23 protein-coding genes are annotated in these 23,147 nt (G+C 69.7%); 12 read left to right on the forward strand and 11 right to left on the reverse strand.

Features of this window, described 5'->3' with window-relative positions:
• Positions 1 to 2: 2 nt before the first annotated feature.
• From QSU92_RS02755 to QSU92_RS02780, 6 genes are all read right to left on the reverse strand, one after another.
• Positions 3 to 1,571 carry a DNA polymerase Y family protein gene (locus QSU92_RS02755; RefSeq protein WP_289264681.1) on the reverse strand — a complete coding sequence of 523 codons (1,569 nt, stop codon included), beginning with the start codon at positions 1,569 to 1,571 and terminating at the stop codon, positions 3 to 5.
• A complete protein-coding gene (locus QSU92_RS02760; protein WP_289264683.1) occupies positions 1,571 to 2,287 on the reverse strand; it encodes a hypothetical protein in 717 nt (238 codons plus the stop codon). Before QSU92_RS02760 ends, QSU92_RS02755 begins: the two co-directional genes overlap by 1 nt.
• 108 nt (positions 2,288 to 2,395) lie before the next feature.
• The gene (locus QSU92_RS02765) at positions 2,396 to 3,658 is read right to left on the reverse strand and encodes an endo-1,4-beta-xylanase (protein ID WP_289264684.1); all 1,263 of its coding nucleotides are present in this window, start codon (positions 3,656 to 3,658) and stop codon (positions 2,396 to 2,398) included.
• A 75-nt stretch (positions 3,659 to 3,733) separates the two neighbouring features.
• Positions 3,734 to 4,231 carry an HNH endonuclease gene (locus QSU92_RS02770; RefSeq protein WP_289264685.1) on the reverse strand — a complete coding sequence of 166 codons (498 nt, stop codon included), beginning with the start codon at positions 4,229 to 4,231 and terminating at the stop codon, positions 3,734 to 3,736.
• Positions 4,232 to 4,587: 356 nt separating this feature from the next.
• The gene (locus tag QSU92_RS02775) at positions 4,588 to 5,499 is read right to left on the reverse strand and encodes a M23 family metallopeptidase (protein WP_289264686.1); all 912 of its coding nucleotides are present in this window, start codon (positions 5,497 to 5,499) and stop codon (positions 4,588 to 4,590) included.
• Positions 5,500 to 5,672: 173 nt separating this feature from the next.
• Entirely contained in the window at positions 5,673 to 6,389 is a 717-nt protein-coding gene (locus QSU92_RS02780) for an iron-dependent transcriptional repressor DtxR (RefSeq protein WP_289264688.1), read from the reverse strand.
• Between the two features lie 130 nt (positions 6,390 to 6,519).
• Here QSU92_RS02780 and serC point away from each other — a divergent pair, with 130 nt between their 5' ends.
• Positions 6,520 to 7,632, forward strand: coding sequence for a phosphoserine transaminase (gene serC, locus QSU92_RS02785; protein ID WP_289264689.1), 1,113 nt, complete (start codon positions 6,520 to 6,522; stop codon positions 7,630 to 7,632).
• 23 nt (positions 7,633 to 7,655) lie between these two features.
• Here serC and QSU92_RS02790 read toward each other — a convergent pair whose 3' ends face one another.
• Positions 7,656 to 8,234 (reverse strand): DUF3027 domain-containing protein, encoded by a 579-nt coding sequence (locus QSU92_RS02790; RefSeq protein ID WP_289264691.1) that lies wholly within the window; start codon positions 8,232 to 8,234, stop codon positions 7,656 to 7,658.
• Positions 8,218 to 8,601 (reverse strand): cold-shock protein, encoded by a 384-nt coding sequence (locus QSU92_RS02795; protein ID WP_124293764.1) that lies wholly within the window; start codon positions 8,599 to 8,601, stop codon positions 8,218 to 8,220. Before QSU92_RS02795 ends, QSU92_RS02790 begins: the two co-directional genes overlap by 17 nt.
• 153 nt (positions 8,602 to 8,754) lie before the next feature.
• Here QSU92_RS02795 and QSU92_RS02800 point away from each other — a divergent pair, with 153 nt between their 5' ends.
• Genes QSU92_RS02800 through QSU92_RS02820 form a run of 5 tightly spaced genes read left to right on the forward strand, consistent with a single transcriptional unit; the run spans position 8,755 to position 13,676 of the window.
• Complete coding sequence (locus QSU92_RS02800) at positions 8,755 to 9,021, forward strand: multidrug ABC transporter ATPase (protein WP_289264692.1); 267 nt, start codon at positions 8,755 to 8,757, stop codon at positions 9,019 to 9,021.
• Entirely contained in the window at positions 9,021 to 9,287 is a 267-nt protein-coding gene (locus QSU92_RS02805; protein WP_289264693.1) for a hypothetical protein, read from the forward strand. Before QSU92_RS02800 ends, QSU92_RS02805 begins: the two co-directional genes overlap by 1 nt.
• The gene (locus QSU92_RS02810) at positions 9,284 to 10,753 is read left to right on the forward strand and encodes a helicase-associated domain-containing protein (protein ID WP_289264694.1); all 1,470 of its coding nucleotides are present in this window, start codon (positions 9,284 to 9,286) and stop codon (positions 10,751 to 10,753) included. Before QSU92_RS02805 ends, QSU92_RS02810 begins: the two co-directional genes overlap by 4 nt.
• Positions 10,754 to 10,810: 57 nt before the next feature.
• Positions 10,811 to 12,454, forward strand: coding sequence for a DNA repair helicase XPB (locus tag QSU92_RS02815; RefSeq protein ID WP_289264695.1), 1,644 nt, complete (start codon positions 10,811 to 10,813; stop codon positions 12,452 to 12,454).
• Positions 12,455 to 12,461: 7 nt separating this feature from the next.
• Positions 12,462 to 13,676 (forward strand): saccharopine dehydrogenase family protein, encoded by a 1,215-nt coding sequence (locus QSU92_RS02820; protein WP_289264696.1) that lies wholly within the window; start codon positions 12,462 to 12,464, stop codon positions 13,674 to 13,676.
• Positions 13,677 to 13,695: 19 nt separating this feature from the next.
• On the opposite strand, the gene QSU92_RS02825 is transcribed toward QSU92_RS02820, so the two are convergent.
• Positions 13,696 to 14,592, reverse strand: coding sequence for an alpha/beta fold hydrolase (locus tag QSU92_RS02825; protein ID WP_289264697.1), 897 nt, complete (start codon positions 14,590 to 14,592; stop codon positions 13,696 to 13,698).
• Positions 14,593 to 14,688: 96 nt separating this feature from the next.
• On the opposite strand from QSU92_RS02825, the gene QSU92_RS02830 reads away from it, so the two are divergent.
• From QSU92_RS02830 to QSU92_RS02855, 6 genes are all read left to right on the forward strand, one after another.
• Positions 14,689 to 15,237 carry a TetR/AcrR family transcriptional regulator gene (locus QSU92_RS02830; RefSeq protein ID WP_289264698.1) on the forward strand — a complete coding sequence of 183 codons (549 nt, stop codon included), beginning with the start codon at positions 14,689 to 14,691 and terminating at the stop codon, positions 15,235 to 15,237.
• Between the two features lie 85 nt (positions 15,238 to 15,322).
• Complete coding sequence (locus tag QSU92_RS02835; RefSeq protein WP_179560582.1) at positions 15,323 to 16,015, forward strand: response regulator transcription factor; 693 nt, start codon at positions 15,323 to 15,325, stop codon at positions 16,013 to 16,015.
• 113 nt (positions 16,016 to 16,128) lie between these two features.
• The gene (locus QSU92_RS02840) at positions 16,129 to 17,820 is read left to right on the forward strand and encodes a sensor histidine kinase (protein WP_289264699.1); all 1,692 of its coding nucleotides are present in this window, start codon (positions 16,129 to 16,131) and stop codon (positions 17,818 to 17,820) included.
• A 127-nt stretch (positions 17,821 to 17,947) separates the two neighbouring features.
• Positions 17,948 to 18,235, forward strand: coding sequence for a WXG100 family type VII secretion target (locus QSU92_RS02845; protein ID WP_179560583.1), 288 nt, complete (start codon positions 17,948 to 17,950; stop codon positions 18,233 to 18,235).
• Between the two features lie 147 nt (positions 18,236 to 18,382).
• On the forward strand, positions 18,383 to 20,110 hold the full coding sequence (locus tag QSU92_RS02850; protein ID WP_289264700.1) for an AMP-binding protein: 1,728 nt from the start codon (positions 18,383 to 18,385) through the stop codon (positions 20,108 to 20,110).
• Positions 20,107 to 21,072: a bile acid:sodium symporter family protein gene (locus tag QSU92_RS02855; protein WP_289264701.1), complete on the forward strand. Its 966-nt coding sequence runs from the start codon at positions 20,107 to 20,109 to the stop codon at positions 21,070 to 21,072. The genes QSU92_RS02850 and QSU92_RS02855 overlap by 4 nt, the downstream gene beginning before the upstream one ends.
• Positions 21,073 to 21,130: 58 nt before the next feature.
• Here the strand turns inward: QSU92_RS02855 and groL are convergent, their stop codons facing one another.
• Both groL and QSU92_RS02865 read right to left on the reverse strand, forming a co-directional pair.
• Positions 21,131 to 22,750, reverse strand: coding sequence for a chaperonin GroEL (groL, locus tag QSU92_RS02860; protein WP_289264702.1), 1,620 nt, complete (start codon positions 22,748 to 22,750; stop codon positions 21,131 to 21,133).
• 156 nt (positions 22,751 to 22,906) lie between these two features.
• Positions 22,907 to 23,107, reverse strand: a complete 201-nt coding sequence (locus tag QSU92_RS02865) for a cold-shock protein (protein ID WP_124293776.1) — start codon at positions 23,105 to 23,107, stop codon at positions 22,907 to 22,909.
• Positions 23,108 to 23,147: the final 40 nt, after the last annotated feature.

The following is a 23,147-nucleotide window of genomic DNA, read 5'->3' on the forward strand; positions in this document are numbered from 1 at the left end:
GATCAGTCATAGCGGCCCTCGGCGATCCACGAGCCACCGGCGCAGACCAGCAGCCAGGCGGTGCGGTCGGCGTCGACGACCTGGAACCGGTGCGCACGACGGCTGCGGGCGGCGTCCCAGCTGCGCTCCACGATCGGCCAGGGACCCGCCCACTCCCTGATCGCCCGGGGGCGCCCCGACTCCACCAGCACCGAGGGCGTCGCCGTCATCCGGTCGCGCTCGTCGACGGCGACCGGCGACCCCTCTCCGGTGACGACCTGCACCGGCACCGGGTCGGGGAAGACGGTGCCCGGGAGGGGGTCGGGGAGGCTCCCCGGCCAGGGGCGGGTGCGCTCGGCGGCCACGACGGTGCGGTCTCCCCACGGCACGAGCACCTGACGCTCGGTGAGCCACCGCCCCCCTCCCACCTCGGCGGTCAGCACGCCGCGATGACCGAGCATCGCCTGCACCCGGGAAAGGACGTGGTGGACCCGCTCATCCGTGCCGGCGCCGAACATCGCCGGGGCGTGGTGGGAGGCGGCATCCACCGCCTCTGGTGAGATGCGCACGAGCGCCACACCGCTGGCCAGCACTCCCCCGTCGTCGCCGGTAGCCTCCTCGGCGAGCTGCCACCTGACCCGGTCCACGACCGCCGCCGCATCGAAGGAATGCGGATGAAGCCAGACCCGTTCGCTGCGCTCTCCGCGGTCTCCGGTGAGCTCGACCCTCAGCTCGGTGCAGACGAGGTCGATCGCGCCGAGACGCGAGATGAACTCGTCGGCGGCGATGCGCAGGGCGAACGCCACCTGCTCGGCGATCTCGAGGGGCGGCTCGAAGGCGACCTCGCGGTGCAGCTCGGGAGGAGGCACGCGCGGCTCGACGGGACGCGAATCCAGGCCCGACGCCAGCCGGTGCAGCCTCATCCCCGGCTCGCCCAGTCGTTCCCGCACCCGCTCGGCGTCGAGGCGACTGAAGTCGCCGAGTGTCTGCACTCCCAGACGCGCCAGCAGCGCCACGACATCGGGATCGGCGAGGGCGGTGATCGGAAGAGGCGCGAGGAAGCCCGCCGCACCCCCGGTGGGAACGACCGAGACCGGATCGGACGCGCGAGTGATGCGGGCGGCCTGTTCGGCGGTGAAGGGGCCGTCGGCGATGCCGGCGCGCACGTCGGTGACGCCCTGCGCGCGGACCGTGCTCACGAGCACGCGGGCGGCCTCGGTCTCACCCCCGTAGTACCGGGCAGGTCCGCGGGCGCGCAGCGCGCACAGCCCCGGGCGGATGATCTGCACCCCCGGCGCGCGCTCCTCCAGCGCCGCCACCAGCGGCGCGAACGCGCGGTGATCGCGGGCGTCGTCGGCGTCGACCACGCGCAGTCCCGGGCATCGGGACTGCGCATCCCGGCGACGCTGCCCGCGACGGACCCCGTCCGCCCGGGCGGTCACCGAGCAGGCGGTCACCATCCCCCCGGCGATGATGGCCACCGGGGCGTCCTCGGCGGCCGGTGCGGAGCCGGCGGCATCCCGCGCCAGCGCCGCCACGGGCCAATCCGGGAACCACAGCACGAGGCTGCGCACCGGGGCGTCGGGACGCATCAGCCGACCGCCTCGAGGCGGGGAAGGGCCGGGACCGCCGACGCCGCCGACCGGACGGCGTCGACGCCGCCGTCAGCCGCGGGAAGGGCCATCCGCGCCCGCCGGGGCATCGGCCACCGTCGGCTGCGCACATCGATCGTGACCTCGCGCGCCGCCAGGTACCCGTGTCCTCGCCCCACCCCCGACCACTCCGGCTCTGCGAGGTCGAGCGAGGCCTCGGCCTGAGGCCACGGCCCCTGCACCAGCAGCACCGCACCGCGATCACGCAGGCGCGCCCCCAGCCGAGACACCTCGGCATCTGCCGCTCTGGCCGCCGGGCGCACCGCCACCACGGGGATGACCTCGGCCAGGGTCGCGGCGACCGCCAGCCACCGAGGGCCGGGATCGGGGACGAGCACGAGATGGGACAGGTCGACCCCGGCGCTCTCGGCGGCCTCGATGCCGAAGTCGGGCATGCCCACCACGGCGCACCAGGTGCCGTCCTGCGAAGGGCCGGACAGCAGCGCGGCCAGCAGCGCGGCGGAGCGGGTGAGGGAGTACGCCGACCCGGTGCGCAGACCTCCACCGGGCAGGACCTCGGCGAGCGGTTCGAGAACCGGCAGCACCGGAGCATCCATCCGACGCCCCTGCACCCTCTCGAGCTGGGCACGCAGACGATGGACCTCGCCGCGAACGTCGTCGCGGGTCGTCGTCTCGGTCTGCACGATCGCCCTCACCTCCACAGGCTAGAACATGCGTTCTATGATCTCAACGCCTGTGGCGAGCGTATGCGGGCCCTCCGACATCCTCCAGGGCGGGAACAGCGGAGGATGTTCGAAAGAAGATCAGTGCGAGGCGGTCCGCACCGTCTCGCGCAACTCCTCACGCCCGATCGTCAGCGGAACCGCCGGCTGACCCTCGACGGCCACCTCGTAGTCGCCCCGGAACCCCGAGAGCCGCACACGCCCATCCGCATCCGTGCGCACGGTCGTCGGCGACACCCACCACTCCTCCGCGATCATCCGGCGGAGAGCCTCATACGCGGGCTTCGGTGACCCATCGGCCCGGACCAGCCCGCCGGGCGCGCCCAGCCACATGCCGCGGTCGCTGAACCCCCAGTAGGTGATCGCCTCGACGGCGGGATGCGACACCAGCGACCGGTAGTGACGTTCGATCTCGTCGGCCTGCCGGGCCTCGCCCTCGGCGGTCGAGGGCCAGGAGGTCACCTGGTAGTCGTTGAGGTCGTCGATCTCGGCGGGCATGAGATCTCCCGACAGCAGCGTCGTCTCGGTGAAGTGCAGCGGCAGGCCGAAGCGCGCGAAGCGGTCGGCGACCTCGAGGATCTCCTCCTCACCGCGGTACCCCTGGTGCATGTGCGTCTGCAGTCCGATGGCGTCCGGCCGGATGCCGGCATCCAGCATCTCCTCGATGACGCGCTCGTACGCCGGCGACAGGTCGAAGTCGTTCACCAGCAGGACCGCGTTCGGGTTGGTCTCCCGCGCTTCCTCGAACGCCAACCGCAGCATCGCCAGGCGCCCCCGGTCTTTCGCGAGCCGGGTGATGCCGTTGTCGCCGTTGTCGAACACCGGCATGATCACCGTCTCGTTGATGGCGTCCCACGTGTCGACGAGCCCGGCGAAGTCGGCGACGTCGCGCCTGATGCGCTCGCGCTGCGCGCGTTCGATCTCATCGAGCTCGAGATCGAGGAGCCACGACGCGGTCACCGTGTGCCAGACGAGCGGATGCCCCTTCAGCGCCACGCCGTGCTGGCGAAGCCACTGCGCGGTCCGGCGCATCTCGTCGGTGCGCGGAGCGCCGCGGGTCGGCTCGAACCGACCCCAGTAGAACGGCAGAGTCGCGGCGTTGTGGATCTGCAGCCACAGATCGGCCTCCGCGGCGGTCAGCTGCCACTCCCCGGTCAGGTCCTCGCCGTCACCGACGTCGAATCCGGTGTTGCCGAACGCGAAATCGTGGCGCGTCTGGGTGACGGTGACCTCGGCGCCTGTGATCGGCTGGCCGTCGACGTCGACGACCGTGATGACGGCCTCACCGAGGCGGTGTGCGGGAACGGTGCCCAGGGCGGCGGCGGGTGGCGCGACAGTGTGCATCCGTCGATGCTACGAACCGCGCGGTCCGGCACCGGCATGCCCGCCCTCTTTTCGAAAGAGCTTGCGTCGGGGCGCTCAGGCCGCCAGAGCCAGATACGGCTCCCACCGCGGGTCGGAGCGCTCGGTGCCGCGCACGGTCCACTGCCCGCCGCGCGGCGGCTGCGGGGTGATCCGCAGCTCCCACGCCATCTCCTGGGGTGTGCGATCGCCCTTGACGTTGTTGCAGCGAAGGCAACAGGCCACGAGGTTCTCCCACGAGTCCGCTCCCCCTCGCGAACGCGGCAGGATGTGATCGATCGTCGAGGCGGACTTCCCGCAGTACCCGCAGCGGTGTCCGTCGCGGCGCAGCACGCCCCGGCGGGTGACCGGCACGCGACGGCTGCCCGGTACGCGCACATATCTGGTCAGCAGGATGACCGCGGGGCGGTCGTACGCCCCGGTCGCCCCCCAGACCGGTTCGTCGCGGATGTGCTCCACGACGGTGGCCTTGTCGTTCATTACGAGCACGAGCGCCCGCTTGAACGACACGACGGCAAGGGGCTCGTAGCCCGCATTCAGCACCAGAGTGCGCATTCCTGTTCCCCTCGAATGGCCGGAACGGCTTTCACGGTTATTCGACTCGTGACGTTTTCGAGGGGCTGAGGGTATGAAAAAAGGCGCCGTCTACAGACAGCGCCTCGGCGCCACGGTCATCCCGTGGCCTCCATCGACATGATGCCGAAGGACGAGCAGGCCCAACGCATCCATGGTTCGGATACGTGGTGCGCCGTCCATCGGCTCCCTCCGCTTCTCTAGAGCGTCAGCTGACCTCAGGCTAATACACGCGACACGCCCGGGGGTTCAGCGGCGTGAACATCCTGTGACGTGTCGGAGAACGACGAGGGCGCCGGGGATATCCCCCGGCGCCACTCGTTCGTTCAGACCGCGCGTCATCCTGCGTTGGCGAGCAGCCATTCGTAGGAGTCGACGACGGAGCCGTTGATGTAGGTCTCGAAGTGCAGGTGGCAGGCGGTGGAACGCCCGGTGCTGCCCACGAGTCCGATGATCTGCCCGGCCGACACGGTCTGGCCGGCCTGAACGGCCCGGCTGCCGTAGGTCATGTGGCCGTAGAGCGTCGACACGCGCTGGCCGTTGATGACGTGGTCGATGGTCACCGCGACCCCGTAGCCGCCGTAGCTCTCCTGGGAGACGCGGACGACACCGGCGGCGGCAGCGAAGAGCGGCTCGCCGCAGGGGGCGAGCATGTCGGTGCCCATGTGGGCGCCGCCGCGGGAGAATGTGCGGTCGCCGACGGTGAAGCCCGAGAGCGGCCAGCGCACCTCGCCGGTGCCCGGAGCCACCATCGAAAGATCGACGTTGGCCCGGCTGCCGCCGGACGAGGACGACGTCGGAGCGGCGGCGGCGAGCTCGGCGGCGATGCGCGCTCGCTCGGCGGCCGCTTCTTCGGCCTTCTTCTTCTCGATCTCCTCCGCGGTGGTGGCGGAGTAGCTGCTGCGCGAGAGCTCGGTCGCGCCGGCATCGGAGGCGACGACGAGCGACTGGGCGTCATCGACGGCCACCTGCTGCAGCGTCATCGGATCGGCGGTGGCGCTCTCGACGGCGGCGTAGGCCGGCAGAGCCACGGTGGCGATGAGGCCGCCGACCATCGTCAGGATGACGAGGGTGCGTGCGGGCTTGCGTCCCGATTTCGGCCGCCTGCGCTTGGGCGGGGCGGCGACCGCCGGGCGAACGGTCTTGGTGGTCGCGGTGCGGGCCGGCTTGCGTCGGCTGCGGTCTCGGCGTTGGAGTCCCGATCCGTCGGTCGCCGACGGTGTCTCGGGGGTGTGGTACGTATCGGCCAATTGTCCTCCGGCGCCTCTGCGCGGTCTGCGCTGGCTCGTCGACACTCAGTGTGGGGGCACGATGTGCGGGGCGGGCCGCGTGAACGACGAACCGATGAGGCAATTCACGCGGAGTCCGTCGGCGGGCTTCTCGCCTGTGGACCCTCAGAGGCTACCCGAAGGTAACGAATAAGTCACGTTGCGAGGATCTGGACGTCGTCGTCGACGAGGAAGATGTGCGAGGCGACTTCAACGGGAAGCTCCAGCGCCTCGTCGTTGTCGTCCATCTCCACCAGCACGTAACCCTCGCTGTAGCGGTAGCTGCCGGCGCGACCCGGAACGACGCCGGCCGCCTTGAGCTGCTGCAGCAGTTCGGGGTCGACCTGGGCGGGCTCGGCGAGCCGCCGCACCGTCCCGCGCAGCGGTCCCCCCGCGGCGTTGAGCTTGGTCACCAGTCCGATGACGCCCTGCTCGAAGGTGTTCGCCGGGACGTCGCCCAGCTGGTCGAGCCCGGGGATGGGGTTGCCGTAGGGAGACTCCGTGGGGTGGCCGAGCAGCTCGACCAGGCGACGTTCGACCTGCTCGCTCATGACGTGCTCCCAGCGGCACGCCTCCTCGTGGACGTAAGCCCAGTCCAAACCGATGACGTCGGAGAGGAGCCGCTCTGCCAGACGGTGCTTGCGCATCACGTCGACCGCCTTCTGACGTCCCGCGTCGGTCAGCTCGAGCCGGCGGTCTTCGGACACCACGACCAGTCCGTCGCGCTCCATGCGCCCCACGGTCTGCGACACCGTCGGGCCCGAGTGACCGAGGCGTTCGGAGATGCGGGCGCGCAGCGGCACGATCCGCTCCTCCTCGAGCTCGAGGATGGTCCGCAGGTACATCTCGGTGGTGTCGATGAGGTCGGTCATGTGGCGGTGTCCTCGCGGGTCTCAGGGGCCTTTCCAGCCTAGTCGTCGTCGCCGACGCCGAGCCCGGGCCGGCACCGGCCGCGGTGCCCGGCGGAAACGGCGCGCAGGCGACATCCCTAGAATCGCTCGCATGGCCCACGTCGCACTGCCCCACGACCTGCTGCCCACCGACGGCCGATTCGGCTGCGGTCCATCGAAGGTCCGCGGCGCACAGCTGGAAGCCCTGGTCACCCGCGGCGCGACCCTGCTGGGCACCTCGCACCGCCAGTCGGGCGTGAAGAACCTCGTGGGATCGGTGCGCGAGCGACTCGGCTCCCTCTTCTCCCTGCCCGACGGCTACGAGATCCTCACCGGCAACGGCGGCTCGACCGCGTTCTGGGACGCTGCCGCGTTCGGGCTGATCGAGCGACGCAGCCAGAACCTCGTCTTCGGCGAGTTCGGCGGGAAGTTCGCCGCCGCCGCGCGCGCGCCCTGGCTGGAGGCGCCGGATGTCCGCACCGCCGACCCGGGCGCTCGCTCCCGGCCCGAAGCCGTCGAGGGCGTCGATGTGTACGCCTGGCCCCACAACGAGACCTCCACCGGAGTCGCCGCGCCCGTCGAGCGCGTCGTCGGCGATGACGGAGCGCTGACGGTCATCGACGCGACCAGCGCCGCAGGCGGGATCGACGTCGACATGTCGCAGGCGGACGTGTACTACTTCGCCCCGCAGAAGAACCTCGGCTCCGACGGCGGCCTGTGGTTCGCCGCGGTGTCACCGGCCGCGATCGAGCGGATCGAGCGGATCGCCGCCTCCGACCGCTACATCCCCGAGTTCCTCAGCCTGAAGAACGCGCTGGACAACTCCCGTCTGCAGCAGACCCTCAACACGCCCGCGGTGGCGACCCTCGTGCTGCTGGACGAGCAGCTCGCGTGGATCCTCGACAACGGCGGCCTGGCGTGGGCCGACGCGCGGACGCGCGAGTCGTCGGAGGCGCTCTACGCGTGGGCGGAGGCGTCGCCGGTGGCCACTCCTTTCGTCCACCACCCGGCCGACCGATCGCCGGTCGTGGTGACGATCGACTTCGATGACACGGTGGATGCCGCCGCCGTCGCCGCCAGCCTCCGCTCGAACGGGATCGTCGACACCGAGCCGTACCGCAAACTCGGCCGCAATCAGCTGCGGGTGGCCACGTTCGTCTCGATCGAGCCCGACGACGTCCGCACCCTCACCCGCGCGATCGACTACACGCTCGAGCGGATCTGAGCTGGGAGAGCGGGTGCAGGGACTCAGTCCTCGTCGCCGCTCTCCTCGTCGGCGGTGACGTCGTCGCCGTCGCGGTCACCGTCCTCGTCGCCGCCATCTTCGTCGTCTTCGTCGGCATCGTCCGCGAGCTCGTCGATGTCGACACCGTCGAGATCGCCGGCGTGGAGGATGGGCGACCCGTCCTCGTCGAAATCCGTCGCGTCGAGGTCGTCGAGGTCGTCGTCATCCTCATCCTCGTCGTCGGCGTCGTCGTCCTCGGGGTCGTCACCGTCTGCGGCGGCCGCCTGCGCAGCCTGATACTCGGCCAGGCGGACCGCCCACGGAACCCACTCGGGAGCCAGCAGCGCTCCGTCGCCGGGGAGCAGTTCCACCTCGAGCACGGTCGGCTCGGCATCCTCGACGCGGGCGAGGCTGGCGGTCCAGTACCACCCCGGATAGCCGTGCAGTCGGTTCTCGAACCGGAGCGAGACGACCCCGTCGTCCTCGACCCGCACGTCCGCGGGCTCGCCGATCGTGTCGGCCGGGGTGATCTCGCGAAGTGCCGCGAGTGCGAGGTCGTGAGCCTCGAGCAGCCGGGGATCGACCTCAGGCTTCGAAGTCATCGGCGACCTTGCGGAGGACGGCGGCGACCTTCTTCGACTGCGATGAGCTGGGGTAGCGACCGCGACGCAGATCGGCGCCGATGCCGTCGAGCAGCTTCACGAGGTCCTCGACGATGACGGCCATGTCGTCGGCGGGCTTCCGGGCGCGCTTGGCCAGGCTCACCGGAGCCTCCAGGACCCGCACCGACAGCGCTTGCAGCCCGCGCCGGCCGTCTGCGACGCCGAACTCCACGCGCGCACCGGGCTTGGGCGCCGCCGAGCCCGCGGGGAGCGCGGTGGCGTGCAGGAACACGTCCTGGCCCTCATCGGTGGTGATGAAGCCGAAACCCTTCTCCTCGTCGTAGAACCTGACCTTGCCGGTGGGCATGAGACCTCGCTGAATTCGGTGCCCGCATGACGCGGGCATGACGGATGGCGGGCAGGGTTGTGCCCTCCCCCAGCCTACGCGGGCGGGCGCGAGCTCGTCACCGCGACGCATCCGATCTCCACGGCCGGAAGGCACCCGATAGGCTGAGCGACGATGAGCAAGCCGATTTCGAACGCCGACCTGCCGGTGCGGCGGATCGACCGCATCCTGGCCTTCATGTCGCTGGGACTGATTCTGCTGTCCATCGTGTGCTTCCTCGCCATCATGATCGGTTCGGCGGCGGGTGCGGAGATGTCCGGCGGTCTCTGGCCCACCGTCGGTGTCGTCGTCTGGATCGCCCCGCCTCTGGCGTTCGTCCTGATGCTGACGGTGCTCATCATGAGCTTCGTGCGAAGGGCACGGGCCAACCGGGCAGGGTGATGGCTTCCGACGAGCGCGCCCTCGCGACGTGGCTCGCGAGTCGCGACGACCGCGAGCTCGCCGACATCTTCACGGCCCGCAGCGTGTCTCCCTCGGCGCCCTGGAAGGACTTCTTCGACGCCGCGGACGCACTGCTGGAGGCGACGTCGGTCGAGCGCGCGATGGTCCACCTCACGCGGGGTGAGCTGATCAGCCTTGCAGCGACCGTCGACGGCGGGCCCCTCCCCCGTCCGCGACGGCGCCGTCGACGCGCCTGGCGCTCGTGAGCGACGAGGGCGCACCGTGGCATCCGGTGGTGACCGCCCTTCGTCGCCTCCGCGCGGAGCACTCCGACGCGTTCGAACCGGTCGAGGGCGAGACCGCCCCCACACCGGCGTCGGAGGAGGAGACACTCGCTGCCGCCGAGCGCGTGTTCGCGACCGTCGGGTCGCTCGCCGATGTGCTCGTGGCCGCCACGCACGCGCCGCTCACGCGCATCACCTCGGGCGGCATCAGCGCCGCTGACCGACGGAAGCTCCTGGATGCCGGAGCGCTCGGCGAGTCCGATGAGCTCGACGACATCGTCGCGGCGGCAGCGGCCGCGGGCCTGCTCATCTCGGGCGGACGCGATTGGGAGGTCTCCGACGCCGGGACCGCGTGGCTGGAGGCCTCGACCCCCGAGCGCTGGCGGATCGTCGTCACCGGGTTCCGGGATGCCCTGCCGCCCGGCGTGCGGACCCCGAGCGGGGGCTATCTGCCGGTGACGGCGTGGACGACACGCTATCCGCTCGATGGGGAGTGGAAGCGCCGATCCGAGGACCTCACCCGCATCGCGCTGCACTGGGGCCTCATCACCCCCGAATCGCGGGAACCCGCTTGGGCGAGGCCGCTCCGCGGCGGCGACGACCCGCAGACCGACGCATTGACACGGCATCTCCCCGCAGAGATCGACCGCGTCTACCTGCAGGCCGACCTCACGGCGATCGCGCCGGGTCCGCTGACCCCGCGTCTCGAGCTGCGTCTGCGCCGCCTCGCCGTGCGCGAATCGCGGGCGCAGGCCTCGACATACCGGTTCACCGCCGAATCGCTGACCGCAGGCCTCACCGAGGGCGAGACCGCCGACTCGATCCGCGAATTCCTCACCGGTCTGTCCCTGACCGGCCTTCCCCAGCCGCTCGGCTATCTGATCGACAGCACCGCAGCCCGGCACGGTCTGATCAGGGTCAGGACGGATGCGACGTCGCGACGCACCCTCGTCGAAAGCGGCGACCCTTCGCTCCTCGACGCTGTCGCCGTCGATCAGGGGCTGCGCGCACTCGGTCTCGTGGCCGACGGCTCCGCGCTGACGACGGGCGTCTCGCAGGAGACGGTGGCCTGGGCCCTCAGCGACGCGCGGTATCCCGTGGTCTCCGTCGGGGACGACGGCCGCCCGGCGGTGCTGCGTCATCGAGTTCGACAGAACTCCGACCGGCCTGATGCGCCCCCCGAACCGCTCGCGGCTCTCATCCGCGTGCTGCGCGGATCCCACGACGACGACGCCGAGAACGCATGGCTCGAACGCGAGATCGTCCAGGCCGTGCGAAGCCGCGCCGTGATCGACGTCGTCGTCCGCATGCCGGACGGGGCCGAACGCACCTTCACCCTGGAGGCGACCGGATTCGGCGGGGGTCGCCTGCGCGGCCGCGATCAGTCGAGCGACGTCGAGCGCACCCTCCCGCTCTCGCACGTGGTCACGGTCCGCAGCGGGGCCTGAGTCCGCGAGCCCACCCCGCGGGGCCTGTCGCCCCCGTCGGCGGTAGACTCGAACGCTATGGCTGACGGACCCCTCATCGTGCAGAGCGATCGGACGGTGCTGCTGGAAGTCGCCCATCCCGAGGCGGAATCCGCGCGTCACGAGCTGGCGATCTTCGCCGAGCTCGAGCGCGCACCCGAGCACATCCACACCTATCGGATCACGCGCCTGGGCCTGTGGAACGCCCGGGCGGCCGGCCACGCCGCCGACGACATGCTCGCCACCCTCGAGCGGTGGTCGCGCTTCCCGGTGCCGCCGTCGGTGTCTCTCGACATCCGCGAGACCGTCGGGCGGTACGGGCGCCTCGTCATCGAGCGCGACGACGAGGGGACTCTGGTGCTGCGCTCCGGCGACGCGCCGGTGCTGGCGGAGGTGTCGCGGAACAAGCGCATCCAGCCGCTCCTCATCGGCCACCCCTCGCCGGACACCTACGTCGTGGACGCCTGGGCCCGGGGTCAGATCAAGCAGGAGCTGCTGAAGATCGGATGGCCCGCGGAAGATCACGCCGGGTACACGCCGGGCACGCCGCATCCGATCGATCTGGCCGAGAACGGCTGGCACCTGCGCCCGTACCAGCAGAAGGCCGTCGAGACCTTCGCCGACGGGGGCTCGGGCGTCGTCGTCCTCCCCTGCGGCGCCGGGAAAACGCTCGTCGGGGCCGGAGCGATGGCCGAGACGAAGACGACCACCCTCATCCTCGTCACCAACACCGTCAGCGCCCGTCAATGGCGCGACGAACTGCTGCGGCGCACGAGCCTCACCCCGGAAGAGATCGGCGAGTACTCGGGTCAGGCCAAGGAGGTCAAGCCCGTCACCATCGCGACCTACCAGATCCTCACCGCCAAGCGGAAGGGACAGTACGCCCACCTCGCGCTGCTGGATGCGCTGGACTGGGGGCTCATCGTCTACGACGAGGTCCACCTTCTCCCCGCCCCGGTGTTCAAGCTCACCGCCGACCTTCAGGCGCGTCGGCGCCTCGGCCTCACCGCGACGCTCGTGCGCGAGGACGGTCGCGAGGGCGATGTGTTCAGCCTCATCGGCCCCAAGCGGTTCGATGCGCCGTGGAAGGAGATCGAGTCGCAGGGCTTCATCTCCCCCGCCGTCTGCTACGAGGTGCGGGTCGACCTGCCCGCCGACGAGCGTCTGGAGTACGCCGCAGCGGCGGACGAGGAGCGCTACCGCCTCGCCGCCACAGCGCCGGCGAAGATCGACGTCGTCCGGCAGCTCGTCGCGCGCCACCCCGGCGAGCGCATCCTCGTGATCGGGCAGTACCTCGATCAGATCGACGAGCTCGCCGACGCCCTGCGGGCGCCGAAGATCACCGGGGCCACCCCCGTGGACGAGCGCGAAGAGCTCTACGCGGCCTTCCGCGAGGGCGAGATCTCGCTCCTCGTGGTGTCGAAGGTGGCGAACTTCTCGGTCGACCTGCCGGAGGCATCCGTCGCCATCCAGGTCTCCGGATCGTTCGGTTCGCGTCAGGAGGAGGCGCAGCGCCTGGGCCGGCTGCTGCGGCCGAAGGAGTCGGGGCGCACGGCGAGCTTCTACACCCTCATCGCCCGCGACACCGTCGATCAGGACTTCGCGCAGAACCGCCAGCGCTTCCTCGCTGAGCAGGGCTACAGCTACACGATCCTCGACGCCGACGAGGTCGTGGCGGCGTAGCCGGATCATGAGCAGCGGGGAGCGGCAGTACGACGTCGTCCTGGTGGGCGCCACCGGCTTCGTCGGGCGCCTCACCGCCGCGCACCTGCGGCGCAGCGCCGGAGACGGCGCACGCATCGCCCTCGCGGGCCGCTCCCCCGAGCGTCTCGCAGCCCTTCGCCGGGAGCTGGATGTCGCGTGGGACACCCTCACCGTCGATGTCGACGACGCCGCGGCGCTCGATGACCTCGCCGCGTCCACCCGCGTGATCGCCTCCACCGTCGGGCCGTACGCGCGGCACGGCCTGCCCCTGGTGAAGGCCTGTGCCCGCGCGGGCACGGCCTACGCCGATCTCACCGGGGAGAGCACCTTCGCCGCGCGCAGCGTCGCGGAGGCGCACGCGACGGCCCGCGACAGCGGTGCGCGGATCGTCCACTCGTGCGGGTTCGACTCGATCCCCTCCGATCTCGGCGTCGGACTCGCCCACGCCGCAGCCGGCGGCGGGCCGCTCGCCGAGGCGACCGTGCAGGTGCGCGCGATCAAGGGCGGCGTGAGCGGCGGGACGATCGACTCCCTCCGCCAGCAGCTGCTCGACGCCCGGACGGATCCCTCCGCCCGCCGCGTCGTGGGCGACCCGTACGCGCTCACTCCCGGTCCCTCACGGCGCCTGCCCGCGAGCAGCCGCCCCCGCGGGATGCGCCTGGACGAGACATCCGGAATCTGGCAGGCCCCGTTCGTGATGGGCGCGTACAACCAGCAGATCGTGCAGCGGACGAGCTATCTCGGCGGCTGGTCGTACGGCGAGCTGATGCGCTACCGCGAGGTCGTCGACACCACGACCGGCCTGTCGGGGCGCGCCATCGCCGCCGCGGTCTCCGCGGCGACCGGAGCCCTCGTCGCAGGACTCCTGTTCCCTCCCACCCGCGCCATCCTCGACCGCGTCCTCCCGGCACCCGGCGAGGGACCGAGCACGCAGACGAGAAAAGCCGGCCGGTTCACGGTCGAGTCGGACGTCTACCCCGTCGAGGGCACCCCGACGCGCACGCGGATCTCGGCACCGTACGATCCGGGCTACGACGGCACGGCGGTGATGCTCGGCGAGTCGGCGCTCTGCCTCGCGTTGGACGACCTGCCGGTCGGTGGCGGCGTTCTCACGCCGATGGCGGCGATGGGCGAGGCTCTTGCCGTACGGCTCCGTCGTCATCGCTTCACGGTGGAGACCGGACCCCTTCCGATCGGTTGAGCCCCGGGGCCGGCGAACATCACGCCGCGCGAGCGAAGAACTCCTTCGCGAGCCCGGTGACGGCGCCGGGGTTGTCGTCGGTGGCGAAATGCGCGGCATCGGGAATGGATGCGAACTCGACGTGGTCGGCGAAACGCGAGACATCGCCGCTCTGCTTCCGCACGAAGTCGGCCGTCAAGGGCTCGTCCCTGTCGCCGAAGCAGTACAGGGCAGGGACGGCGAGCCGGCGTCGGCGATAGGTCCCCATCGCGAGCGTCGGCATCTCCCCGCCGATCAGCAGCCCGCGATAGACCTCGCTGATCGCGGCGTCCTTCGCCGGGTCGCGCAACGGACGCAGGTACGCCTCCTTCGTCGGCTCGCTCATCGGGGTGGCGACGTACGGCGGCGCCAGGACCCAATCCAGCGAAGAGCCCGCCCGGCGGTATCGGAGCTTCGGCACATGACGCATCGCCGGCAGCATCCCCAGTCCCAGCCTCATGAAGGGCGGCGGCACGCTGAGGATGACCATCGCCTGCACGCGGTCGGGGTGCGCGTAGGCAACCTGCGCGGCCACCACCGCTCCCATGTCGTGCGCCACCAGCCGGACCCGCTCCAGCTCCAGGGCGTCCAGCAGGGCCAGCACGTCGTCGCGCATCGAATACCGTGCGATCCGCGGAGATGCAGCCTGAGACCACCCGAAACCCCGCGCATCGGGACAGATCACGCGGTACCGCTCACCGAGGGCCGAGCCGACCGCGCGCCACTGCCACCAGTGCTGCGGCAGGCCGTGGAGCATGAGGACCGGTTCGCCCTCTCCACTGGCCGCCACGTGCACCCGGAGCCCCGGGATGTCGACGAATCGGTGCGCGAAGCCCGGCACCACAGGCATCTGCGGCACCTCAGCCGAGGGACCCGCCTCCGTCATCTTTTCGTCCATGCCCGCACAATACTACTTCTCTAGTACCGTGTCACTACTTCTCTAGTACTAATTCACTACTTCTCTCGTAGCGCGCGCGCCTTTAGGGTCGTGGATGTGGCCACCACCAGGGACCGAGCCCTCGACGCAGCACTCGCGCTCGTCGGCGAGCAGGGCATCCGTGCCCTCACCCATGCGCGTGTGGACGAGCGTGCGGGTCTGCCGAAGGGGTCGGCATCGAATTGGTTCCGCACCCGCGACGCCCTCGTCGCCGGGGTGGTCACGCACCTGGCTGAGAGCGAGCGCGCCGATTTCGCCGCCGCGCAGCGGCCGCCGGTGGAGTCACCGGAGCAGCTGACGGACGCTCTGACCGCCATGGTCGACATCGAGACCGGCCCCTTCGCCGCTCGCACCCGTGCCCGATTCGCGCTTTTCCTCGAGGGCGCCGCCGATCCCGAGCTGCTGGCGCCTCTCCTGGAGCAGCGCCGCGCCTACGTCGAGTGGATGATCCGACTGCTGGCCCAGGTCGGTGCCCGGTCGCCCGTCGAGGCGTCCCGGTCACTCATGGCCGCCGCGGACGGTCTGGTCCTCCACCGCGTGACGGTCGATCCCGACGCGGCCATCCGACCCGTGATCCAGCGCGCGGTGCGGGCCAGCCTCGACTGACAGGGCGCGGCCGTGGAGGACCGCTCATCCCGCCTCTCCGCGTGATATCCAGACAGCACGTAGCCCACCTCGACATAATGAGGAGATGACTGCACCCCGCATCCTCGTTGTGGACGATGAGCCGAACATCCGCGATCTGCTCATCACGAGCCTCCGCTTCGCCGGCTTCCAGGTCAGGGCCGTCTCCAACGGTGCGCAGACGATCTCGGCCGTGCTCGAGGAGGAACCCGACCTCATCGTGCTGGACGTCATGCTTCCCGACATGAACGGCTTCAGCGTGACCAAGCGCCTCCGGGGCGCCGGCTACACCGCCCCCATCCTGTTCCTCACCGCCAAGGACGAGACCGAGGACAAGATCACGGGCCTGAACGTCGGCGGCGACGACTACGTCACCAAGCCCTTCAGCCTCGATGAGATCGTCGCCCGCATCCAGGCGATCCTGCGTCGCACGATGCAGGCCGACGAGGAGTCGGTCATCCGCGCCGGAGAGCTGACGATGGATCAGGACACGCACGACGTCCGCGTCGGCGACGTCTCGATCGACCTCTCCCCCACGGAGTTCAAGCTGCTGCGGTATCTCATGCTGAACCCCAACCGGGTGCTGTCCAAGGCGCAGATCCTCGACCACGTCTGGGAGTACGACTTCAACGGCGACGCGGGGATCGTCGAGAGCTACATCTCCTATCTGCGTCGCAAGATCGATCCGCACTCGTCCGAGGCGCTCATCCAGACCAAGCGCGGATTCGGTTACATGCTGAAGGCCGGCAAGACCGCCTGACGCCCGGCCACCCCGCGCGCAGGCGCGGCGCCCGATTCGACGAGGAGCAGACCCTGGGCACACAGCCGGACGCGATCACGCGATGGTGGCGCGGCACGAGTCTGCGCACGAAGGTGACCGGTGTCACGGTCGCGCTGCTGGTCGTCGGTCTGTTCGCCGCCGGCATCGGAACCGCCATCTTCCTCCGCAACAGCCTCATCGCCAGTCTCGATACGCAGGTGGAGGCTCTGGCGACAACGGATTCCACGGATCCGCTGATCGACATCGGCGTCGAAGACGGGGTCCTGACCGCCCGCGCGATCCAGGGCGCGCCCCTGGCGGACTACTTCGTCGCGGTCTACGACCGCAACGGTGAACTGCTGACGACGGCGGGGGGCCGGGGAGGGACGCAACCCCAGCCGGCGTTCCCCGCGAAGTACCCGGTCGCCGACGCGCAGACCAATCAGCTGAACATCGTGACCCTCCTCTCCCGCAACGGCGAGGCGGAGTTCCGCGCGACGGTCGCCGTCAGCGAGTACCCGGGCGGGGGCGGTGTCTACTCCGAGATGGTCGCGCTCCCCGTCTCGTCGGTGAACCGCACGATCGCCAACTACATCGCGATCTACGGCATCCTCGCCGTCATCATCATCGCCGTCGCCGCCGCCCTCACCCGGTTCCTCGTGACCCTGACCTTCCGCAGCCTCGGACAGGTGGAGACGACCGCCGACGCCATCGCCGCCGGGGATTTCAGCCAGCGGATGACCGACATCGAGCCGAAGACCACCGAGGTGGGAAGGCTGAAGACCGCCATCAACGCGATGCTCTCGCGCGTCGACGCCGCGATCACGCAACGCGACGCCACGGTGCGCCAGATGCGTCGTTTCATCGGCGACGCGAGCCACGAGCTGCGGACGCCGCTCGTGACGGTGCGCGGCTACGCCGAGCTGTATCGCATGGGGGGGATCTCGGGAGACGAGGCGACCGGCCAGGCGATGGAGCGCATCGAGAAGGAGGCCGTGCGCATGGGCCTTCTCGTCGAGGATCTCCTCGCCCTCGCCCGCCTGGACGAACGGAAAGACGTCGCGATCGCGCCGGTCGATCTGGTGCCGATCGCCCGGGACGCGGGCCTGGATGCTCGTGCCGCGTCGCCGCAGCGCACGGTGACCGTGCTCGATGCCACCGTCCACGAGCTCCGTCCCGCCGTGACGGCCGAGGTCGACCCGGGTGTCGCAGGCACCGGGCGCCGCGGTGGCTCGACCCCCACCGCGCCCATCCCCCGGCGCGGCGCCTCGTTGTCACGCCTGCGCCGACGACCACGCACTGCCCCGGACGCTCCCGCGGCCGCGGCTGACATCGCGCCCCCGCCCGCGCCGACGGCCGCCCAGGCGACGGCGGCCTCCGCCGTCGTCGTCTGGGGCGACGAGAACCGTATCCGTCAGGTCGTCGCGAACCTCCTGGGAAACGCCCGCCGGTTCACGCCGGACGATTCGCCGATCGAGTTGAGGGTGGGAGTGGACCAGGAAGCCAATCTCGGCTGGATCGAGGTGATCGACCATGGCGACGGCGTCCCCGACCAGATCAAGGACAAGATCTTCCAACGGTTCTGGCGGGCCGACACCTCACGCACGCGCGAGACCGGGGGCACCGGCCTCGGTCTGTCGATCGTCGCGTCGATCATCAACGCTCTGCACGGATCGGTCGACGTGTTCGACACCCCCGGTGGCGGTGCGACCTTCCGGGTCGGCTTCCCCCTGGCAGAATCACGGGATGCCGCGGAGCACCTTCTGCTGGAGACGCAGCCGCTGCCACGTCCCCCTCGGGAGTGACACGCCGCCGTCCTCTCCTGCACAGTCGGGGCACCCCGGCCGGTTCTCCACCGATCCCTCCATCACCGAAGGCCGGAGTCTGCCGGCTCCCTAGCGTGGCGGGTGTCCACTTCGAAAAGGAGCACCCATGGCCACCTACTCCGTCGACAGCGATTCCCTTCTCGCGGCGACATCCACCATCCGCGGCACCATCGACCGGATCCAGGCCGACACGCAATCGATGCTGGCCCAGCTGACCCATCTGCAGGGCTCCTGGACCGGGAGCGCCGCCGTCGCGTTCCACTCCGTCGTCGACCAGTGGCGCGCCACGCAGCGTCAGGTCGAAGACAGCCTCAACGGGATCAACACCGCCCTGGCCTCCGCCGGCCGGCAGTATGCCGATGCCGAGCTCGCCACCGCCAGTCTCTTCCGCTGACCCCCACACGAAGCTGCAGCGGAAGACCGAACGGTCCCTCCCCCCGGGGAGGGACCGTTCACCCGTGCGGGCGTCGGCTACAGTCGAGATGAATCACCAGCGTCGGTGTGTTCGCCGGCGCTGCCCGCCCCCGGCAAAGGATCGATGATGACCCCACGGCCCTGGCTCGCCCACTACCCACCCGACGTGTCTCCCGACCTCGAGGAGACGCACTTCACCCATCTGCCCGCGATGCTCCGTCAGGATGCCGTCGACTACGCCGACACGATCGCCTTCACGCAGTGCATGCCGAACGGCATGAACGGCTCCCTCACCTACGCCGATGTCGACGCCCTCTCCGACGACTTCGCCGCCTACCTCCGAGAGGTCGTGGGACTGTCCGCCGGCGACCGCGTCGCCGTGCAGATGCCCAACTGCCTCAGCTACCCCGTCGTCGCGTTCGGCGTCTTGAAGGCCGGGTGCGTCCTGGTCAACACCAATCCTCTGTACACCGCCTCCGAGATGGCACGGCAGTTCGCCGACTCCGGCGCCACGGCGCTCGTCATCATCGACATGTTCGCCGATCGCCTGCCGGAGGTGCTGTCCTCGACGTCGATCGGCACGGTGGTCACGGTGCGGATCGCGGAGTTCTTCCCGCCCGTCATCGCCGGAGTCATCCGAATGGTGCAGAAGTTCTGGAATCGCTCGCTTCCTGCGATCAGCGTGGCGCACACACCCCTCCAGGATGCGCTCAAGGCCGGCCGCGCGCGCAAGACCGCGGAGGCCGTGGCGGCCTACCTCGATGACGTCGACCTCGATTCCGTCGCCGCCCTGCAGTACACCGGCGGCACCACCGGCATCGCCAAGGGCGCGATGCTCACGCACGGGAACCTCGTCGCCAACACGCTGCAGACGATCACGATGTGCAGCACCCACATGCGTCGCGGAAGCGAGATCGTGCTGACCGCGCTGCCGATCTACCACATCTTCGCGTTCACGGTGAATCTCCTCGGCTTCCACCACCTCGGTGCACGGAACATCCTCATCCCCACCCCGCGGCCGCCGAGCAACCTCAAACGGGCCTTCGAGAACTACCGCATCACGTGGCTCACCGGGGTGAACACCCTGTTCAACGCCCTGCTGAACGAACGGTGGTTCGTCGACAGCCCTCCCCGGCATCTGCGCGCCTCGGCCGCAGGGGGGATGGCGCTCCACGAGTCGGTCGCCGCCCGGTGGCGCGAGGTGACCGGCACTCCCATCGTCGAGGGGTACGGGCTCACCGAGTCCTCCCCCGTCCTGACGTTCAACCCGCTCGGGGCGCAGGGAAAGGACGGCAGCATCGGCATCCCCGTTCCCTCCACCGATGTGCGGTGCGTCGATGCGGAGGGCCGGGAGACCGCCGTCGGCGAAGCCGGCGAGCTCGTGGCGCGCGGCCCGCAGATCATGAGGGGGTACTGGCAGCGGCCCGACGAGACGTCGATCACCGTCGTGGACGGATGGCTGCATACGGGCGACATCGCCACCATGGACGCCGAGGGGTACTTCACCATCGTCGATCGCAAGAAGGACATGGTGATCGTGAGCGGCTTCAACGTCTACCCCAACGAGATCGAGGAGCGCATCGCCGCGATGCGCGACATCGTCGAGGTGGGCGTGATCGGGATCGACGATGACAAGACCGGCGAGGCGGTTCGGGCCTACGTCGTGGCGGCAACGCCGGCGCCCACCGAGGCCGAGGTGATCGCCCACTGCCGGCAGACCCTCGCGGCCTACAAGGTGCCGAAGTCGGTGGTGTTCGTCGAAGAGCCCCCCAAGAGCCCCATCGGGAAGATCCTCCGCCGGGAGCTCCGCGACAGCGCGCAGCCTGCGCCGACGACGAGCGGCGAGTCCCGATGATCGAGGTGTTCCTGGCCACGGGTCAGGCCGTGGTCGACGAGCAGGACGTCGTCACCCCGTTCGAGCAGGTGCTGCTGGTCGGACTGGTGTTCGTGATCATGTTCGGACTGGGCGCGGGGCTCACGCCGCGCGACTTCAAGCTGGCGCTGCGACGGCCCTACGGGCTGATCATCGGTCTGGTCACGCAGTTCGGCATCATGCCGCTGCTGTCCTACCTGCTCGTCGTCCTGGTGCTGTTCCAGCTCCCCCGGGAGTACGCCATCCCCGTCGCGATCGGTGCGCTGCTGATGGGCTGCGTGCCGGCCGGGACGACCTCGAACATCTTCACCTACTTCTCCAAAGGCAATCTGGCCCTGAGCGTCATCATGACCACCAACTCCACGCTCTGGGCCCTGCTGCTGACGCCGCTGATGCTCGCCCTCTACGGGTCGTTCATCTTCACCGAATCGACCGACCTGCAGATCCCCATCCTGAACATCGTCGTCACCCTGGCCACCCTCCTCATCCCGGTGGTCGCGGGGATGCTCGTGCGGAGGTTCAGTGCGAACGTCGGAGCGGTGATGGAACTGCTCGGCGGGTTCTTCGGGCTGTTCTTCATCGTGTTCCTCATGGCGACGTGGGTGCCGCGCAACTGGGCCCTGCTGACCTCGACGCCGTGGCAAACCTACCTGGTCGCGATCGGACTGGGTCTGTTCGGGATCGCCATCGCCTATGGGCTGGCCCGCGCCATCCGCCTGCATCCGATGAATGCGCGCACGATCGGTCTGGAGACGGGAATCCAGAACGGCCCGCTTGCGATCGCGATCGTGCTGCTGAGCTTCTCGGGAAACCCCGACATCGGGCTCATCCTCATCATCCCGGCGCTGTACTCGCTGTTCATCGTCATCGTGTCCACGTTCGTGACGCTGTGGTTCCGGCGCGCGAACCTCGCCGAGGAGCAGAAGATCCCGAGTCTGCTGTAGGCGGTGCAACGCAGAAGAGCCCCGGCCGAAGCCGGGGCTCTTCTGTGGGATCGACGGATCAGAAGTCCATGCCACCCGTGGGGTCGGCGGGCGCCGCGGCAGCCTTCTCGGGCTTGTCGGCGACCACGGCCTCGGTGGTGAGGAACAGGCCCGCGATCGACGCAGCGTTCTGGAGCGCCGAGCGGGTGACCTTGGCCGGGTCGATGATGCCCTGCGCGAACAGGTCACCGTAGTCGCCGGTCGCGGCGTTCAGGCCGTGTCCGACCGGCAGCTCCGCGACCTTGTTGGCCACGACACCGGGCTCGAGACCGGCGTTGAGGGCGATCTGCTTCAGCGGAGCCTCGATGGCGACCTTGACGATGTTCGCACCGGTGGCCTCGTCACCCGCGAGCTCGAGAGTCTCGAAGGCGATCTTGCCGGCCTGGATCAGCGCGACACCACCACCGGGGACGATGCCCTCTTCGACGGCGGCCTTCGCGTTGCGGACGGCGTCCTCGATGCGGTGCTTGCGCTCCTTCAGCTCCACCTCGGTGGCCGCACCCGCCTTGATGACGGCCACGCCGCCGGCGAGCTTGGCGAGGCGCTCCTGCAGCTTCTCGCGGTCGTAGTCGCTGTCGGTGTTGTCGATCTCGCGACGGATCTGGGTCACACGACCCTCGATCTGCGCAGCGTCACCGGCACCCTCGACGATGGTGGTCTCGTCCTTGGTGATGATGACCTTGCGCGCACGGCCGAGCAGGTCGAGGGTGGCGTTCTCGAGCTTGAGACCGACCTCCTCGGTGATAACCTGGCCGCCGGTGAGGATCGCGATGTCCTGCAGCTGCGCCTTGCGACGGTCGCCGAAGCCGGGCGCCTTGACGGCGGCCGACTTGAAGATGCCGCGGATCTTGTTCAGCACCAGGGTCGCCAGGGCCTCGCCCTCGACGTCCTCGGCGATGATGACGAGCTCCTTGCCGTCCTGGATCACCTTGTCGACGACGGGCAGAAGGTCCTTGATGTTCGAGATCTTCTGGTTGGCGATCAGGATGTACGGGTCTTCGAAGACCGCTTCCTGGCGCTCGGGGTCGGTGACGAAGTAGGGGTTGATGAAGCCCTTGTCGAAACGCATTCCCTCGGTGAGCTCGAGCTCGGTGCCGAACGTCTGCGACTCCTCGACGGTGACCACGCCCTCCTTGCCGACCTTGTCGATCGCCTCGGCGATCAGGTCGCCGATGGTGGGGTCGGCGGCGGAGATCGACGCGGTGGCGGCGATCTGCTCCTTGGACTCGACCTCCTTGGCGTCGGCCAGCAGCTGGTCGGTCACTGCCTTGACGGCCTTCTCGATGCCGCGCTTGAGCGAGATCGGGTCGGCACCGGCGGCGACGTTGCGCAGACCCTCGCGAACGAGAGCCTGGGCGAGGACGGTCGCCGTGGTCGTGCCGTCACCGGCGACGTCGTCGGTCTTCTTCGCGACCTCCTTGACCAGCTCAGCGCCGATCTTCTCGTAGGGGTCGTCCAGCTCGATCTCCTTGGCGATCGAGACACCGTCGTTGGTGATCGTGGGGGCGCCCCACTTCTTCTCCAGCACGACGTTGCGACCGCGGGGACCCAGGGTCACCTTGACGGCGTCGGCCAGAACGTTCAGGCCGCGCTCGAGGCCGCGACGGGCCTCCTCATCGAAAGCGATGATCTTTGCCATGTGTGTGTCGTCCCTCCCGGACGTTGGCTTTCGGACTTAGCACTCAACAATCACGAGTGCTAATCCATTCTGGCACTCGGCATGGGCGAGTGCAAGCCGCGGCACACACGGCGTGTGGCGGGGTCGAGCCGGGACGCCGACGGGCGTCATCCGCGCTCAGACCACGCGGACCGATTCGGCCTGCGGACCCTTCTGCCCCGACCCGACGGTGAACTCGACCGTCTGCCCCTCCTCGAGCACCCGGAACCCGGTCATGTCGATGTTCGAGTAGTGGACGAAGACATCCTGACCGTCACCGGCGGTGATGAAACCGTAACCCTTCTCGGCGTTGAACCACTTGACGGTGCCCTGTGTCATGGCGAACTCTCCTGTACTGCGGCGGGACAGGGCCCATGCT

Origin of the sequence: Microbacterium sp. ET2 (assembly GCF_030347395.1) — a bacterium.
In the GTDB taxonomy this organism is placed as follows: Bacteria; Actinomycetota; Actinomycetes; order Actinomycetales; family Microbacteriaceae; genus Microbacterium; species Microbacterium albipurpureum.